The sequence below is a fragment of the Amycolatopsis sp. NPDC051903 genome (genome assembly GCF_044452505.1).
Lineage (GTDB): Bacteria > Actinomycetota > Actinomycetes > Mycobacteriales > Pseudonocardiaceae > Amycolatopsis.
On record NZ_JBITBT010000073.1, the window covers coordinates 1 to 16,717 of the forward strand.

The window sequence follows — 16,717 nt, forward strand, 5'->3', positions numbered from 1 at the left end:
CACAAAAACGGGGCGGTGTGTTTGGGGCCCCCGCGGGGCGCCCTCCCCCGGGGGGGTGGGGGCCGGCCGCCCGCCGGGGTGGGCGCGGCCCCCTTCGCAGCGATGGAAGCGGTCAGCCGCGCAGCTTCTTCACGATCTCGCTCATGTCCGTGACCTGGTCGGCCGGCGGAGCGGTGATGGTGACGGGGGCGCCCCAGTCGCTGTACTTGAGCGTGACCTTGCCGATGGCGGTCGTGCCCGCGCCGGCGCCCGCGGCCTGCATCAGGGCGGTCTCGTCGACGGTGATCTCCCGCGGGAGCTGGTTCTTGTCCACCCAGAGCTCGGCGGGGAGCATGACGTGCTTGCCCTTGAGCTGCTGGTCGACCTTGGCCCTGGTCGCGGCCGGCATCGACACGGTGAACTGGTCCAGCGCCTTGTCGAGATCGAGCTCCATTTTGTAGTGGTTCACTTTCTCACCGTCCAGAGTGGTCTGGTCGGAGCTGAGGATGTGGCCGGCTTCTTCGATCCGGTCGAGCAGCTCGGTCGGGTCGCTCGCCTGGGAGGTCGAACCCAAGGTGCCCGACATCGCCTGCGAAAGCGGGTCGCTGGCACCTGGCGTGATCTTGATCCACGGCCGGTCGGTGCCGATCTGGCTCGCCTCACCCGGCGGGACCTTCAGGTACAGGCTCTTGTCGACGGCCCGCACCTCGACCTGCTGGCCTTCGACGGTCTCAGTCAGCGAAAGCTCGATGTTGCCCGGCTGGAACAAGTAGTCGCCCTGAGCCGTGATCGTCTTGCCTCCCGCGTTCATCTCCATCGAGACCTTCGCCGACTTCGACTTCTGTGTGCCCTGCTTCGAGGCGGTCGCCAGCTCCAGCACGTTCTGGAACGGTGCGGCGAGCCCCAGCTCCGGCTTGTCGCCGGGGGACGATGCGGTCCCGTTCTGGCTCTTGGCACCACAACCCGTCAGCACGAGCGCCAGCGCGGCGCCCGAGGCGACGGCGAAAGTGGTTTTGCGCAGGCAGTCTCCCTGGGAGGTCATGGGTTCACCCGCGATATCGCCGGATTGCGCTAGCGGTTACGCCGTTTCGGTCACGATTCGGGGCACGCTGTTCGACCGAAGCCCCGAATTCGTGAGATTCCCGGCATTACGGCAGCCTTTGGTTGTCGGCTGACCGCGCGAGGCGAGAGGGGCGCCGAAGTAGCAAAACCCACGCCTGATGGGGGAGTAGCGTGCTTGTATGCCTGTTGCCGTGCGGGTGCGTCGGTGGGCGGTGCGCGGGCTGGCTCTGCTGATCGGTTGCGTGGTGGCGCTGGCCCAGCCGGCTGCCGACGTGTGGTGGCTGGGGTGGGTCGGGCTCGTCCCGCTGGTGGTGTTGCTGGGACGCGCAGGCTCGTACGGGGAGGCTGCCTGGCGGAGTTCCCTTGCCGCGGTCGGGTATTTCCTCACCGTGTTGCAGTGGTTGCTGCCCAACGTGGGGTTCCTGGCGCTTGTGGTGGGCGTCGTCGCCGGGGCGCTCTGGGTGCCGTTCGGGCTGGTGACGTACCGGCTGCTGCGAGAGCCGTCCGCGGTTCGGGTGGCGGCGGCGGTGGTGGTGCTGCCGTCGGTCTGGGTCGCCGTTGAGGCGCTGCGGTCGTGGGAAGGTCTGGGCGGCGCCTGGGGTCTTGTCGGTCTGACGCAGTGGCAAGCGCGGCCGGTGCTGGCGGTGGCGTCGCTGGGTGGGGTGTGGTTGCTCAGCTTCGTGGTGGTGGCCGTCAACGTCGGCCTTGCCGCCGTGTTCCTTCCCGGCGCCGGCCGGGCTGCGCGGCTGCTCGGGGGAGGGCTTGCGGCCGGGTTCGCCGCACTCGCGGTCGGTTATGGGTTGCTCCGGCCGGAACCGGTGGCGACCGGCAGTTTCCGCGTGGTGGGGGTGCAGCCTGGCGTCGTGTACGGCGGCCCTGAGCGCTTCGCGGCGCATCTGGACCTGACCCACCGGGCCGCGGGTCTGGGGCAGGACGTTGTGGTCTGGGGGCAGAGCAGCATGCCGTTCGACCCGGCGCGCAATCCCGATGTGGTGGCCCGGTTGCGCCAGGCCGCGGCGGTCGCGGGAAGTGACGTGCTGGTCAACGTCGACGCGCGAGCCGCGGACGGCCGGATCAGGAAGACGACTCAGCAGTATGGGCCAGGCGGTCTGATGGGTACGTACGAGAAGCGGCGGCTGGTGCCCTTCGGCGAGTACGTGCCGATGCGGCCGCTGCTCGGGAAGGTGCTTCAGGACACCGCCATCGCGGAGGAAGACCGGGCGCCGGGCCGAAAGCCGGCGATGTTGCTGGTCGGCGGGACACGAGTGGGGCCACTGATCTCGTATGAGTCGATCTTTCCCGACCTGCGCAGGGAACTCGTTCGGCTGGGCGCCGACGTCACGGTAGTACAGGGCTCGCTCACGTCGTTCCACGGAACGTGGGCGCAACCGCAGCAGGCGAGCGCCGAGGCGGTGCGGGCGGTGGAATCCGGTCGTTCCGCTGTCCTGGTGGAGCTGAACGGCACGTCCGCGGCGTTCGACGCACAGGGCAGGCGGCTGGCTTGGCTGCCGCCGGACTCACAGGGGATCTTCGTCGTCGATGTGCCGCTGTACGAGGAGATCACTCCGTACGTGCGGTGGGGCGATTGGGTCCCGCGCGCGGCGTTCGTCATCGCCGCAGTGGGCATCGTCCTGCTGGTCGCGCGCGCTGCGCGAGCACGACAGTCATAGATCGCAAGTGCACACGCTTCGCTGCTGGGGAACGCAGTTACGCCTGGTTCGTCGCGCGTGGCCGAGCATCCTGCACCGCCGAATGGGCGGACAGGTTGCGAAGCCTGGGCGAGTACGTTGTCTCGTCCTCCGCCCTCGACGGTCCTGAGTGGACCAACTCGACAGTCCTGAAGAGCGATCCCGTGCGGGAGGTCTCGAAAGTGAAGCACCGGGTGAACGGCGACATCGTCGTCTGCGGTACCGGCCGGCTCGGTCCCCGCCTCCTTGCAGTCGCCCCCCGAGTCTGCCCGCGCGCCAACAACTATCTCTTTCGCCCGGACGGGCAAGACTGACCGGCACCTCGCGTACCGGCACCTGCCACTAACTATCCACAGTAGACACATCACCGAGTGAGGACGCGTGCCTGTGAGCCCATCCGGAAATCCGCGCCGACACGTGAACATGGAACCTGGTGCCCTCACCGGCACGCCCCCATGCCCGGGCATCCGTGGTCAAGGACGTTGCGGCTTAAGACCGGTCAGGAGGTGGTCGACGGCTGCCGCGAGCGTGGCGTTGGTGACGGGGCGGCCTGCGACGAGGTCGGCGTAGAGGCTGCCGAGCAGCATCGATACCACTGTCTGCGGCTCTGTGCGCTCGTCGATCTCCTGCCTCTCCTTTGCGGTGTTCAGGACGGCTGCGATGCGTGCGCGCCGGGGCAGGAGGGTGTGTTCGCGGAGTTGAACGAGCAGTTCGGGCGTGTGGCGGCGTTCGGCGAGGCACGCGGCGAGTATGCCGGTGCCGTCCACGCGGTCGAAGAGGTCCCGTAGCTGGTCGAGCTCGGTGAGGAGATCGGTTCGCAGATCTCCGCTCACCTCGGGGACCGCATCCTGGTCGAGCGCGGCGATTGCCGCTGCCACGAGCTCCGCCTTGCCGGCATAGCGGGCGTAGAGGGTCTGCTTGCTCACCCCCGCTGCGGCGGCGACGGCGTCCATGCTCATGCGGGCGTACCCGTCGTGGCTGAGCAGCTGCAGTCCCGCGGTGAGGATGGCGGCGTCCTTGGCCGCCGAGCGCGGGCGGCCGACCGGGCGGCGAGGGGAGGTCATGGGCATGAGTCTAGCCAATTTAAATACTAGACGGGCTGGTATGGTTTTATGGGTGGGCAGCGCTGGACCGTCAGCCGCCCTTGGTTGAGGCCGTCACCCGATGAGGAACAGAGATGAAGATCGCAGTACTGGGCACCGGCATGGTCGGCACCACGATGGCGACCCGGCTTGTTGCCCTCGGCCATGACGTGGTCCTGGGGGAGCGGGCGGAGAAGGCGGAGCACGCGGGCGTCAGACCAGATACGGCCGTCCCCGGTGCCGGCCGGGGAAGCTTCGCGCGGGCTGCTGCACACGGCGACCTACTCGTCAACGCCACCCGCGGTACCGCGTCGATCGCGGTCCTTCGCTCGGTGAGCGCTCACGATCTCGCGGGGAAGGTCCTGATCGACATCGCCAACCCGCTGGAGTTCGGTGACGACGGTTTCGCGCTACTGACCATCGTCAACACCGACAGTCTCGGCGAGCGGATCCAGCGGACCTTCCCGACGCTCAAGGTCGTCAAAACCCTGAACACCATGGGTGCGGCCCTGCAAACCGCTCCCCAGCTGCTCGCCGCGCCGACCAACGTCTTCCTCGGCGGTGATCACCCCGACGCCAAAGCGCAGGTACGCGAGCTGCTGATCTCACTGGGGTGGTCGGACGAGCACATCATCGACCTCGGTGGCATAGCCACTGCCCGCGCCACCGAGATGTTCGGCACTCTGGGGTTCGCCCTGAGCACCACGTTGGGTACTCCGTTGTTCAACATCCGCGTCGAGCACGTCTGACGTCCCGCGCCGTGCACCAGGGTCGCCGAAGACGCTGGTCCCGTTACCGCAGCAGAACCGTCGTTCAACGCCGGATCCGCTCGGAGTTCAGGCGATCCGTTGCGGATACACCAGGACACGCCCGTAGCGCACTTGACACAGTGGTGGACGCCTCGGCCGACCCGTGGCCCGCGGCGGCGATGGCGAGCGCGCCGGTCACCGAGCGGTCGTGACGTTCCTGTCTAAGACCACTCGGCGTTCGGTTCGTCGGCGGCCAGCGCCGCGCATCGTGGGCAGGTCCTCAAGTTCATGCCACCAATCTGCGGGCCGAACAGCTTCGAGCGGACGACGATGCGCAAGGTGCTGTCGCACAACGGATAGCCGGCGTTGTCGCGCACCGCGTGCCGCAGCACGGCGGGCAGGCGAGTGGCCTTGCCGGCGCGCACGGGCTGGTGGCTCGTGCCCAGTGACCGAGGTGCGGGCCGCGTCTCGGTGAAGCATGAATACAAGGTCATCTGACTGTTCCTCCCGGTGACGTCTCCTGTGAGTCGCTGCGTGCTGCCGAAGCGCAACGTCCGCGCTGCAGCCGCACCCGTTTGGTGGTGTCACCACTCGCGCCGGCTCACCTGGGTTGGGTCGTGGGGCGCGCGGGTTGACCAAACGCAGCAGGCAGGCGGCGCAGGGAACGCCACCACCCCGCCCACTGTGCGGGCGCGGCGGCATATCGAACGGACTTCGCGCGGCGCGGGTCGCAGCTCGCTTCGGCCCGAAGTGAGTGGCCAGCCTGTTCGAGTTCCTTGAGCTCGAACAGGCACTCGTCGCGGCGCCGAAGTCGGAGCCACCGGAGCGAGTCGCGCACGGACGTGGTGACGCCGACGGCGCTGATCCCGTCCTCCGTCGGCAGCACCCGGCGAGCACCGAGAACGCCACCGCACTGCGCACCACGCTCGCGCTGGGCCGCGGTTCGTCGACTGCCCCGCGAACTCAGCTCACGAACCCACGCGACCGCCTCGTTCCACCGAGACGACTCCGGGCGAACCTGATCGATCGAGCGCGGGCTGGAGACCCCCTACGCCGATGAGCATCCCTCGCTTCGCCAGCTGCTCGGATTGCGCGGCGAGCACGCCCGCGCGGTCGCCGAGTTCTCCTGGCCCGAGCTGGGCGAGCGGTTCAACTGCGGACTGGTTCGACGCGATCGCCCAGGCCAAGACCCCAGGTCATCGCTGAAGGTGCGTAGGCGTGCTCGCTGACCGGGTCCCGGTGGTCACTCGGCGTGCCCGAAGGACCGGATCTCCTCGGCCTCGGCCGGGGTGAGCTGACGCGGAGCCTCGCCGTGAGCGAGTTTCTCCGCCTGGATGTGGTGCCGGATGTCGGCCACGATCTCCGGGTTGGCGAGCGTCGACACGTCCCCGACATCGGCGAAGTTCGAGATCCCGGCAATCACCCGCCGCATGATCTTCCCGGACCGGGTCTTGGGCATGTCGGACACAATCCACACGTGCTTCGGCCGGGCGATCTTGCCGATCTCGGTGTCGATCGCGGCGGCCACCTTGTCCTCGACGTCCTTGCTCGCCGTCAGGCCCGGCTTCAGCGAGACATACATCTCCACCGCCCGGCCGCGCACTTCGTCGATCACCGGCACGGCGGCCGCCTCGGCGACCTCGTCCACGGTCAGGCAGGCCGATTCCAGCTCTTTGGTGCCCAGCCGGTGGCCGGCCACGTTGATCACGTCGTCGACTCGGCCGAGGATGCGGAAGTATCCGTCGGCGGCCTGGACCGCGCCGTCTCCGGCGAAGTACGGCCAGTCGTGCCAGTCGGTGCTGTCCTTGTGCTTGTTGTACTTCTCGTAGTAGATCTGCACGAACCGTTCCGGCTGGCCCCAGATGGTCTGGAAGATCCCCGGCCACGGGTTGCGGATGCAGATGTTGCCCGCCCTCCCGCTACCCGCCTCGACTACCTGCCCGTCCTCGTCGTAGATCACCGGGTAGATGCCCAGCACGCCCGGACCGCAACTGCCCGGTTTCATCGGTTGCAGCGCCGGCAGCGTGCTGCCCAGGAACCCGCCGTTCTCGGTCTGCCACCAGGTGTCCACGATCGCCGCCTCGCCCTTGCCGGCCACGTCGTGGTACCAGCGCCACACCTCCGGCTCGATCGGTTCCCCGACCGTGGTCATGTGCTTGAGGTGGTAGTCGTACTTGGCCGGCTCGTCCGGGCCGAGCTTGCGCAGCATCCGAATCGTGGTCGGCGCGGTGTGGAAGATGGTCACCCCGAGCCGCTGGCAGATCCGCCACACCCGACCGGCATCGGGATAGGCGGGTACGCCCTCGTACAGCACGCTCGTGGTGCCCAGCGACAGCGGCCCGTACACGATGTAGGAGTGCCCGGTGATCCAGCCGATATCCGCGCAGCACCAATAGGTGTCGGTCGGATGAATGTCCTGGTAGTACTTCGAGGTACCCGCCACATAGGACAGATAGCCGCCGGTGGAGTGCTGGCAGCCCTTCGGTCGTCCCGTCGTGCCCGAGGTGTACATCAAGAACAGTGGTGCCTCCGCGGGCATGGACACCGGCTCCACCACGACACCGCGGTAGGTCCGCAGCAGGTCATCGACGAAGAAGTCCCGGCCTTCGACCATCGGCGAGGCGGAAGCGTACTGGCCGGAGTGGCGCCGGAACACCAGGACCTTCTCGATCGTGTGACCCTGCTCGGCGGCCGTGGCCACGGCCTGGTCGGCCTTGACCTTGTGGTCGATCAATTCCCCGTTGCGGTAGTAGCCGTCCATCGTCACCAGAATCGTGCTGCCCGAGTCCGCGACTCGACCACCGCACGCCGCGCCGGAGAAGCCGCCGAACACCTCGGAGTGGATCACGCCCAGCCGCGCGCAGGCCAGCATCGCGACGGGTAGCTCGGGCACCATCGGCAGGTGGAACGTCACCCGGTCCCCGGTCCGGACTCCGCCCCAGTCACGCAACAGCGCGGCGAACTCGTTCACCCGCCGGTACAGCTCCCGGTAGGTGATCGCCAGCGTCGCTTCGGCCTCCGGCTCGGGCACCCAGATGAACGCCGCCTTGTTGGCGTTGGTTGCCAGGTGCCGGTCCACGCAGTTGACGCAGGCGTTCAGCCGGCCACCGACGAACCACTTCCAAAACGGTGGTTTGGACGTGTCCAGCGTGGTGTGCCAGTAGGCATCCCACGACAGCAGGTCGGCGTATTCCTTGAAACAGTCAGGAAAACGCTCCTCGGCGAAGCGGTCCAGGATCGTCGGATCGGCGGCGTTGGCCTGGCCGATGAAGCTGACCGGCGGAGCGACGTACTCCTCCTCACGCCAGTGGACCGCGATCTGCGCCTCGGAAACCTGCGCGTCAACCTTGGAGTTGTGTGCGGTTGTCATGGCTGAAACCTCCGCTGCCCTAGTGCCACCCGAAATCGGGACCGTGACCGGAAGCGCTATCGCTCGGCAAGCAGGCCGGCACAAACACCGAAGTCGTACAACTCGCCCGCGACCACGGCTTGGCGGTCGAACGCCGCCGTATCGCCACGGGCCACCGACTCCCAACACGCGGCGTCGATCAGATCCAACGCCCGCAAGGCGACCGCGGCTAACGCGGCCACCGGCCGCGTCTCGACCTCGCCGCGCAGCCGCGCCGCTGCGCACGCCGCGGCTGGGTCGCTGACCGTGGCCTGCATCTCGGCCAGCAACACCGACAGTTCCCCGGCGAGATACTGCTGGGTCATCACCATCGCCGCCCGGCTTCCCGGCGCGGCGGCCACGATGCGTGAGGATCGGCTGGGAGCACGAACCGGTGGGACGCCGTCGCGGGCAGCGGCGTCCTCGCCGTGGCACACCCGACGACGTGTGCCGCGCCCGTTCTGAACGGCAGCGCTGCTCTGTGCGCGCCCGCCGTGACCGTCCTCATACCGTTCGGCCTCCCAGGCGCTGGGAGAGCCTTCATCGTAGACGTCGGTGACCGCGGTCACCATGCTCACCGTCTTCCCAACCCAGTCGAACAGGCTGGTTGACGCGTGAGGGTTCGGGTTGGGTCACAGAACCCCGGCCGGGACCGGTTATTTCGGCGTTGTGCGCCATGACATCAGGTCAACACAGCAACAGAGTGACCAGTGGTGCCCGGAAATCGAGACCGAGGGCGGTGGCGAAGCGCTCGCTCATAACGAACGGGACAAGAGTTGCCGCCGCCTGTCCAAAAAACCGCAAGTTCGGGTTGTGGAACTCGCGAGCGCGGAAGCATCGCAACACGCCGAGCCCCAGCGCGGCGCCGGCCAGTGGGGCAAGCACAACGATCCGGCGACTGGTCACTGATCACTGCCGGTCCGGCACATCCGGCTGTTGTGCGGCGGGCACGACGGAGGTTCGGGGAGAAATCCCGGCGGCACTCGGCACCAGCTCGCCTGAGGCCTCCCCGTGGCCGCTCGCGGTCCACTCAAGCCGAGCGTGCCGCCCGCCGGGCCGGCCAGATCGGCAGCAGGCCCCGCCCGCTGACGTCGTTGAGGACAATGGCTGAGCACAGGTAGAACGCGACGAAGGAGTCGAGGAGACCGACCCAGCCGCCGGCCTTGGTCAGCGCGGTCGCGGTGGCCGCGGATCCGACGAGGTTGGCGAGGCCCAGCAGCACGTAAACCACGACCAGCAACACGAACGCCGTGAACGCGGGTGCGTTGACCACCCGCGCCCCCACGGCGAGCATCGCGGTGAACAACGCCCACACGATCAGGTAAGCGCCGAACATGCGGCCGAAGTTCGCTGCTCCCGCTGTGTCGGTGATCATCGGTGCGTAGAACTGCACGATCAGCGCTGTGGTGAACAGGAAGCAGGCATACGCCGAACAGAACGTCGCACCGAACAGGTTGTTGCCGCGGAACTCCCAGATCCCGCCGACGAGCATGGCGAGCGCGCCGGTGCCCATCGCGACGGGAACGAACATCGTGGCCGTCCGCTGGTCCACGACGCCGGTGTTGGCCAACGACAGAATCGTCAGCGAGAAGCCGAACCCCGCCAGCGCCAGGGGCACCCCGCTGGCTGTGGGGGCGAAGGCGGTCGTGGCGGGCTCACCCGCACGCGGCGGCGGCACTTGCGGGGCGGCTCCCGGTGGAGCGGTTCGTTGTGCGTATTCTGCGCTGCTGGTCATGACGCTCCCTCCAGGCTGCGCAGGAGTGCTCTCGACACGGAACGGGCGCAACCGTGCCGAGGCCAGGCGGATCAGACTTCCGTGGCGAGCAGTTCCTTGAGGCCGTTGTCGATGAACCGGGTGTCCTCCGGGTTGAGGCCGCCACCGGCGAAATGTCCCCACGCGCCTGGGATGACGCGCAGTTCCGCCCGGTGCATGTGCTTGACTTCCCACTCGTTGTCCTCGGGCGGGAAGTACAGGTCCTGCTGCGCCGGCATCACGATCGCGGGCGCCCGGATCGCGCCGAGTGCGTCCTCGAGGCTTCGCATTCCCGGCGTGTTGCCGATGTCGGCGTACTGCCAGGTCCACAGCATGGTCAGGAGGTTGTTCGCGTCGCGCTTGAGGAACAGGCCCTCCCAGAAGGCCACGAGGAAGTCTTCCAGGGACGCGTAGCCCAGTGGCTCGCGCTCGTAGCTCTTCTCCCGGTAGAACTGCTGGCAGAAGCCCCAGCCGGCGTAGACCCGCGCCAGGGCGCGGAGGCCGATGTCGGGTTGCTCGTCGTAGCGGCCGCCGTGGTAGGCCGCATCCGCGGTGAGCGCCGCTTTGACCCCTTCGAGGAACACGAAGTTGTGCAGGCTGGTCCTCGCCGATCCGCAGAACGGCAGGATCCGCTTGACCACGTCGGGGAAGCTGACCGCCCACTGGTAGGTCTGCCCGGCGCCCATCGACCAGCCGGTGACCAACTCCAGTGTCCCGATCCCGAAGCGCTCGGTCACCAGCCGGTGCTGGAACTGGACGTTGTCGTACATGGTCACCCGGGGGAACGACGCGCGGTCATGCGGTGCGGGCGTGTTGCTGGGCGACGAGGACAACCCGTTGCCGAGCATGTTCGGAATGATGATGAAGTATCTCGCCGGATCGAGCGCCATCCCCTCGCCGATCAGCCATTCATTGTCGTAATGCTGCCCGGAGTACCACGTTGGGTAAACGATCGCATTGCTCTTGTCACCGTTGAGCTCGCCGTATGTCTTGTACGCGAGCTTGGCATCGCTGAGCGTGGCGCCTTCTTGTAACCGGACGGTACCGAGGTCGAATATTTCGTAATCCACGAGAGCCTCCTTGCCGGTCTTCTCCGGCTGCGCGCTCTTCGTGGTCTACGGTACGCCGCCACAGGGTAGGCGGTGCGGGCCGGCTGAACTGTATCGCGCCAGTTTCGGCCCGGTCGGCCAGCGCTGATACCGGTGGGATTCTCGATGTTCAGGGTGTGCACGGTGAGCACTGTGTGGTCCGTCCGTGATGGACTTCGACCCGTCCTCGGACCCAGCGTGACGATGTATCACCCTGGGTCTTTTCGAGGTCACGAGGTGCGTCCACGCCGGTGTTGATCGGTGTCGGAAAAACCAGAAAACTGCGGCTCATGGGCCGTCTAGTGCCGTGGGTTCTGGGTGGAACCGCGCCCGCGACTTCGAGGTGACACAGGGTTTGAAGCCGCTCGCTAATGGTAACTCGATGCGTTGGTTAGTGTGCAAGATCGTCTCGGGCTCAGTATTAGCCCGCGGATTGCGAAATGCGATCTTGGTGGTTTTGCTGGTTTGTCGCGCAGATCGAGTTGATCGTTTCGAAGTCGCCACCCGGTGCTGTCTCAAACGATGAACTTTCTCGAGGCGTGTAGCGCTGCCACGATGCGTCTTCGCGGAGGTACAGGGTCTTCGGCCGGGCGTGGTCGGGGCGTTCGGTGCTGGTGTGGCCGTGGCGGCAGCGGTAGGAGGGGCGTCCGTGATACCAGTGAGAGTCCAGTCGTCGATCGCAGACGCCGCGGCGGATCAGGCCGGGAGTGCGAACCGGCGAGCCTGACCGTCGCTGGCCGGTCGCGTTGCCCGGATTTAGGGCGGCGATGAAGTCTTGTTCGGTAGTGAGGCGGAGTGTGCGGGCTTGGCGCGGCACGGCGCCGAGCGACCGTCCCAGTACGCGGATGGGCTGCGTTGCTGACCAACGGCACGGACGTAGGTCTGCTACCGAGTTGCGCCGCCCGCGAATTGGGCCCGGAGAACGCTTTGGCCATGCACCACAGACGGCATCCAGCTGATCGGTGGGCGGGAAACGAAGCACAGGCCCAGCGGGAGCGGCAAAGGCGGTGCCCGGGTGCCGGCTCCGTCGGCACCACCGCAGCGTCGATGTCGGCGATGTCCGTCGGTGATTCCGGCCCGCGGTGGTCGAGGTGGCGACACCGCCCGGAGCAGGTACGGGTTCTCGCCACGAATCCGGGTCCCTGAAACACCTGAGCCCAAAGACCCTTACGGCTTCCCGTTGCGGGGCGAAACGTGGATTGACAGACCCCACGACGAAGGAGGAGACCATGGCCATTACGTCCGAACGGCTCGCCCTCACGATCGTCCCGGGCGCCGGCTGGTCCGCTGCCGACGTCGTGACCATCGCGCGCGAGGCCGAAGAGGCCGGTTTTGACGCGATCTTCACCACGGAGGTCAACAACGACGCGCTGGCCACGGCGCAGCTCATGGGCGAGGTCACCGACCGGATCCGGGTCGGCACGTGGGTCGCGAACATCTATCTGCGGCACTCCTACGTCTGCGCTCAGGGTGCCGCGTTGATCGCCGAGCACACCGGAGGCCGTTTCATACTGGGCCTGGGCGTGAGCCACCAGCCGGTGAACGACGCGCTCGGCATCGCGATGACCGACCCGGCGGGTGACCTGCGCCGCTACGTCGCCGAGGTGCGGAGCTGGCTGCGCGGGGACGGCCCGGCCACGCACCTGCCGCAGCGGCCGGCGGCCCACGATGTGCCGGTGTATGTCGCGGCGCTGACGTCACGGACGGTTGAGCAGGCGGCCGAGGTGGCCGATGGGATCATGCCGAACTTCTGGTCGCCGGAGCGTGTCGAACGCAGCAAGGTCTGGATCGCGCGCGGGCGGGCGAGGCATCCGGAGCTCGGTCCGCTCGAGGTCACGCTCGGGTTGCCGATCTTCCTCGGTGACGACGTCGCCGCCTTGCACGAGTTCGCGCGCCAGAACCTCGCACTGTACACGACGTTCCCGTTCTTCCGGCGGTTGTTCCGCGCCAGCGGCTTCCCCGCGGAAGCCGCCGCGATGGAACAGGGCGCCGGCGCTGCCGCGCTGACCGACGAGCTGCTGGACTCGTTCTGCCTGATCGGCCCGCCGCACCGCTGCCAGGACCGCCTCGCGGCCTACCGCGCCGCCGGCCTCGGGCTGCCGATCCTGCACCCGCCCATCGGCCCGGCAGCCGCGCACACTGTGATCGAGGCCTTCGCCGGTCACCCGGCCGCCACCTCCGAAGCAGCACGCTGACCTCCGACCGCCGTGAGAAGCGGGCGCCGACGCCGCGGGACCGCTCGGTCACGCGGCGATGGGCCCGGGGTTGCCGTCGGGATGCTGGTTGATCCAAGACAGGCCGCCGAGGTCGAGGTGGTGTTGGGCGCGGGTGACGGCGACGTGGGCGAGGCGGGCTTCGGCTGGTTCGATTTCGGCCGGGATCGGGGCGAAACCGCCCGTGCGGCGGGCCCGGGATGGTAAGCACGTCCCGTGCTGACCGCTGTGGGGGCCGCGCTCATCGCGGCCGTCGCGTCTCTCGTGGGCGTGACGTTGGGGGCATTCGTGGAACCGGTGAAGCTGCGCGCCGCGCGGCGGGCGAAGCTGCTGCAGGACCGGGCTGACCGGTGCGCGGGGATGATCGAGGCCGCCACTCGGGCTCGCCAGCACATCATCGACCTCAACGTGATCCACCGGCGCCGCGTCCTGGACGAGGACACCGAAGCCGACGCCCGTCGCGAAGCGGAGCACGAGGACGCCTACTACACCGCGCGGGCCGAGATGCGCGCCTTCTTCGGTCTCCTGGTGATGAGCGGGCCGGACGAGCTGGTGTCGCAGGGCCGCGCGCTGCAGCACCAGGACATGCGACTGCACGACAACCGGTTCGTCCTGGACGAGGGCGGCCGCGCGGCGGTACACGTCCTGAGGGCGCCGGATCACGACGCCAGGTCATTGCGTTCTGCACGGAATCACGGACCTCGCCGCGCCCTCCCGGTGGACCCGAGAGCGGCAGAGGTGTCGGGCGGCTGGTCACGGGGGAGCGGTGAGGCGGATCGGGGCGTCAGCGATCGCGAGCCACCGGCTGGCTTCCGCGGCGACCGCGTCGCCGAAGCGGAACGAGCGCGACAGGGCAAGCTGATGGCCGGCGATGCCGGTCATCACGTCGCGGGCCGTAGATCGCCTGCGCGATGTCGCCGACCATGACCAGCTGCGCGTGTTCGCCCTGGGTCAGGAACACCTGCTTCACGCGGGGTTGGTTCCTGGTCTTCATCCAGTAGCAGGAAGTCGCCGTGGAAGCGGGGCCGGCGCAGGGCCCGCATCTTCAGGTAGTGGTCGGGCTTGAACGGGACCCTTCCCTTGTCGGGGTCGGGGACCTCCACCGTGTCCTGGTTGGCGTCTACCAGTGGGCCAACGGCGCCCGCGCCCGCTCTCACAACGTCGAAACACCGCCCGTGCAACAAAAGGACCAGCCCGCGGTTCCCACTGCGGGACCGGCCGCGGCCGAGGTCGCGGTACAGCTGCGCGCTCGTGGAGCGCACCTGATGGCGGGTGACCTGCCCGCGCAGCATCTCGACGACCTGGGTGAACCCGAGCGGCCGGTCGGCCGCGGCGTGGGCTCCGTGCACCAGCGAGGTCCCCTGGTCGCGTGTCGTCGTCGGGGCACCGCCCGAGACGGGGTCCGCCGGGACCGTGAAAGCCGCTTCGCCAGCGCCCGGACCGGCCAAGAGCTTCTTGACCGTGACGTCTCGACCCGGACTTGGGACGCATCTCCCTGCGCGCCCGCGCTGGCTAAGAGGCCGAAGGCTGATGCCCACTCCGAGAGTCGCTGCACCGGCCCGGAAGTGACGCCGGTGGCCCGCCCACCGTGCGGACCTCCTCGGGCGTCCACGCCGGGCCGGCCGCGGTCTCTTCGCCGGCCATCGCGTCGATGCCGGCCTGGAGGTGTAGTGCATGAATCGTGTACTTCTTGGCTTGCTCGGTGGCTGTCGGCGCCACGCTTCGACAGCTCGCGCCAGATGGGGCCGACATCACCAGTCGGAGACTACGCCCAGGCGGGATCACGGCCGGTCAGGCCGAGGATGCGGTCCAAGGTGGGTGCGTCGGCCGGCACCGCGACCGCCGGTCCGTACATGCCCATCTCCCGCCCCTGCTCCACGCCGGCGAACACCGCGTCGTGCAGGTGCGCCAGCAGGTCGGCGGGCAGTTCCAGCCGCTGCCCGGTCGCGGCCGCCAGGTCCCAGCCGTGCACGGCCAGCTCGCCGACGATCATGTCGCCCATGACGGGCGCGGGCAGCGCGTGCGGCGTGCCCATGCTCGTCTCGCCCTCCCAGGCGCTCGGGGGCGCCCACGACGACGTGATTTCGTCCAGCAGAGCGAGCAGGCGTCCGCGCCAGTCGCCGGCCGCCAGGTCCACATCGGACTCGGCGGCCGCCGGCTGCGGAACGGACTCCTTGCGGCCGGCGCCGGCGAGCGACGGGCCCCAGAACAGGAGGTGGTTGACCAGTGCCCGCACGTCGTACTCTGTACACGGAGTCTTGTTGGCGAGCTGGTCGTCGGTGATGGTGCGGGCGACCGCGGCCATCGCCTCGGCCGCGTTGGATACGTGTGACATGGCGGCGACACTAGGCGGCGCGGGCCGGAGGGTATTGAACAAAGGCGACATACACTCTGCGGTGTGGGGCGGGACGTTCGTGAGCTGCGGAGTGCGTGGACCAGGCATCAGCGCCACGCGTTCCACGACCCGTCGCCGGCGCTCACGCCATGGGTGGAGCGGTACTGGGAGGCTCGCTGGGACTACGCCGAGCCCTACCGGCAGAAGATCGTGCCGTACCCGAACGTGCACCTGTCGTTCGGCGGCGGCCGCGCGGACGTCAACGGCGTGTGCAGCGGCTACCGGCTCACGGTCCTCGAGGGCCGCAACCACGTCTTCGGCGTCGCGTTCCGGCCGGGCAGTTTCCGCTCGTTCCTCGGTGCCTCCCTCTCGACGATCACCGACCGCGTCGTCCCAGCGACCGAGGTGTTCGGCCCGGACCTGCCCACGACGCTCGACGCGCCGACCGTGGATGCGTTCCTGCTGAAACACCTGCCGGACGACGACCCCCGGGTGCGCCAGGCGGTGGCCGCGGTCGAGCTGATCGCCAAGGACAAGGCCGTGACCAGGGTCGAACGCCTCGCCGGCGAGCTGGGGCTGAGCATGCGGGGGCTGCAACGGCTGTTCGCGGAGTACGTCGGCATCGGGCCCAAGTGGGTGATCCGCCGCTACCGCCTGCACGAGGTGACCACACGCATGGCCGCCGGCGGGGTGATCGACTGGGCCGCGCTGGCGGCGGACCTCGGTTACGCCGACCAGGGCCACTTCATCCGCGACTTCAAGAGCATGTTCGGCGAGCCACCGACGTGGTACGCGCAGCGGTATTGATCCGCCTCCCCGGATTTGAGCGTGGGTCGCGTCCAGCGCGGCGTACTGCGCCGAACCGGCGCGGTCTACCCATTCCGCCACGCCCGGCTACAAGACCACCTCACGGCCAATGAGCCGGCTCTGGAGCAAGAGCTGCCGTCGACAGGACGTAAGGCAATGACTCACGGTTTGACAAGCCGCGAGCAGTCGCGGCGTTGAGGTGCAGGGTCGGGATGGGCGACCCGCCTTGGCCACCGGCAACCCGTTCACCGTCGAACCGGTGCCCTCGGACGCGCCTGCTCAGGTCGACCATCCTGACACCGCCAACACCGCAGAACTTCCGGCCGGTCTGCAGTCTCCGGACGCCGCGACAGTGTCGGCGTCCTCACCACACTCTGCGCCACAGGAGGGCTCCACCCGCCTCACGTAACCCTCTGCCGCGATTGCCGTCAAACCCCGCTATTCGAGAATTTCGATCAGTCTTCCATGAAGCTCGTGTCTTAGTACTGCAACAACACTTCGTTAGGTAGTCACCGGCGTGTCGGTTAGGCTCTGGTTCGACGGTCGTGTAGTTGATCTTGTGTGCTGGAGATG

14 protein-coding genes are annotated in these 16,717 nt (G+C 68.2%); 6 read left to right on the forward strand and 8 right to left on the reverse strand.

Annotated features, from left to right (window positions below):
• Positions 1 to 112: 112 nt before the first annotated feature.
• On the reverse strand, positions 113 to 1,021 hold the full coding sequence (locus ACIA77_RS51730) for a hypothetical protein (protein WP_395893620.1): 909 nt from the start codon (positions 1,019 to 1,021) through the stop codon (positions 113 to 115).
• A gap of 199 nt (positions 1,022 to 1,220) precedes the next feature.
• Between ACIA77_RS51730 and lnt the strand changes: the two genes are divergently transcribed.
• Positions 1,221 to 2,711, forward strand: coding sequence for an apolipoprotein N-acyltransferase (gene lnt, locus ACIA77_RS51735; protein WP_395893621.1), 1,491 nt, complete (start codon positions 1,221 to 1,223; stop codon positions 2,709 to 2,711).
• Between the two features lie 491 nt (positions 2,712 to 3,202).
• On the opposite strand, the gene ACIA77_RS51740 is transcribed toward lnt, so the two are convergent.
• The gene (locus ACIA77_RS51740) at positions 3,203 to 3,793 is read right to left on the reverse strand and encodes a TetR/AcrR family transcriptional regulator (protein WP_395893622.1); all 591 of its coding nucleotides are present in this window, start codon (positions 3,791 to 3,793) and stop codon (positions 3,203 to 3,205) included.
• 113 nt (positions 3,794 to 3,906) lie between these two features.
• Here ACIA77_RS51740 and ACIA77_RS51745 point away from each other — a divergent pair, with 113 nt between their 5' ends.
• Complete coding sequence (locus ACIA77_RS51745; protein ID WP_395893623.1) at positions 3,907 to 4,560, forward strand: NADPH-dependent F420 reductase; 654 nt, start codon at positions 3,907 to 3,909, stop codon at positions 4,558 to 4,560.
• A 221-nt stretch (positions 4,561 to 4,781) separates the two neighbouring features.
• Here ACIA77_RS51745 and ACIA77_RS51750 read toward each other — a convergent pair whose 3' ends face one another.
• The 3 genes from ACIA77_RS51750 to ACIA77_RS51760 all read right to left on the reverse strand — a co-directional run bounded on the left by ACIA77_RS51750 (position 4,782) and on the right by ACIA77_RS51760 (position 8,526).
• Positions 4,782 to 5,054 carry a hypothetical protein gene (locus tag ACIA77_RS51750; RefSeq protein ID WP_395893624.1) on the reverse strand — a complete coding sequence of 91 codons (273 nt, stop codon included), beginning with the start codon at positions 5,052 to 5,054 and terminating at the stop codon, positions 4,782 to 4,784.
• Between the two features lie 749 nt (positions 5,055 to 5,803).
• Positions 5,804 to 7,930: an acetate--CoA ligase gene (gene acs, locus ACIA77_RS51755; RefSeq protein ID WP_395893625.1), complete on the reverse strand. Its 2,127-nt coding sequence runs from the start codon at positions 7,928 to 7,930 to the stop codon at positions 5,804 to 5,806.
• A gap of 56 nt (positions 7,931 to 7,986) precedes the next feature.
• Complete coding sequence (locus tag ACIA77_RS51760; protein ID WP_395893626.1) at positions 7,987 to 8,526, reverse strand: hypothetical protein; 540 nt, start codon at positions 8,524 to 8,526, stop codon at positions 7,987 to 7,989.
• A 91-nt stretch (positions 8,527 to 8,617) separates the two neighbouring features.
• Between ACIA77_RS51760 and ACIA77_RS51765 the strand changes: the two genes are divergently transcribed.
• Positions 8,618 to 8,857, forward strand: a complete 240-nt coding sequence (locus ACIA77_RS51765; RefSeq protein ID WP_395893627.1) for a hypothetical protein — start codon at positions 8,618 to 8,620, stop codon at positions 8,855 to 8,857.
• Positions 8,858 to 8,978: 121 nt separating this feature from the next.
• On the opposite strand, the gene ACIA77_RS51770 is transcribed toward ACIA77_RS51765, so the two are convergent.
• Together ACIA77_RS51770 and ACIA77_RS51775 are read right to left on the reverse strand one after the other, a co-directional pair.
• A complete protein-coding gene (locus ACIA77_RS51770; protein ID WP_395893628.1) occupies positions 8,979 to 9,683 on the reverse strand; it encodes an acetate uptake transporter in 705 nt (234 codons plus the stop codon).
• Positions 9,684 to 9,754: 71 nt separating this feature from the next.
• Positions 9,755 to 10,771, reverse strand: coding sequence for an alpha/beta fold hydrolase (locus tag ACIA77_RS51775; protein WP_395893629.1), 1,017 nt, complete (start codon positions 10,769 to 10,771; stop codon positions 9,755 to 9,757).
• Between the two features lie 1,247 nt (positions 10,772 to 12,018).
• Between ACIA77_RS51775 and ACIA77_RS51780 the strand changes: the two genes are divergently transcribed.
• Together ACIA77_RS51780 and ACIA77_RS51785 are read left to right on the forward strand one after the other, a co-directional pair.
• Positions 12,019 to 12,984, forward strand: coding sequence for an LLM class flavin-dependent oxidoreductase (locus ACIA77_RS51780; RefSeq protein WP_395893630.1), 966 nt, complete (start codon positions 12,019 to 12,021; stop codon positions 12,982 to 12,984).
• A 234-nt stretch (positions 12,985 to 13,218) separates the two neighbouring features.
• Entirely contained in the window at positions 13,219 to 13,929 is a 711-nt protein-coding gene (locus ACIA77_RS51785; RefSeq protein WP_395893631.1) for a hypothetical protein, read from the forward strand.
• Positions 13,930 to 14,767: 838 nt separating this feature from the next.
• On the opposite strand, the gene ACIA77_RS51790 is transcribed toward ACIA77_RS51785, so the two are convergent.
• Complete coding sequence (locus ACIA77_RS51790) at positions 14,768 to 15,337, reverse strand: TIGR03086 family metal-binding protein (RefSeq protein ID WP_395893632.1); 570 nt, start codon at positions 15,335 to 15,337, stop codon at positions 14,768 to 14,770.
• A gap of 63 nt (positions 15,338 to 15,400) precedes the next feature.
• Between ACIA77_RS51790 and ACIA77_RS51795 the strand changes: the two genes are divergently transcribed.
• Positions 15,401 to 16,144 carry a DUF6597 domain-containing transcriptional factor gene (locus tag ACIA77_RS51795; RefSeq protein ID WP_395893633.1) on the forward strand — a complete coding sequence of 248 codons (744 nt, stop codon included), beginning with the start codon at positions 15,401 to 15,403 and terminating at the stop codon, positions 16,142 to 16,144.
• Positions 16,145 to 16,717 lie beyond the last annotated feature (573 nt).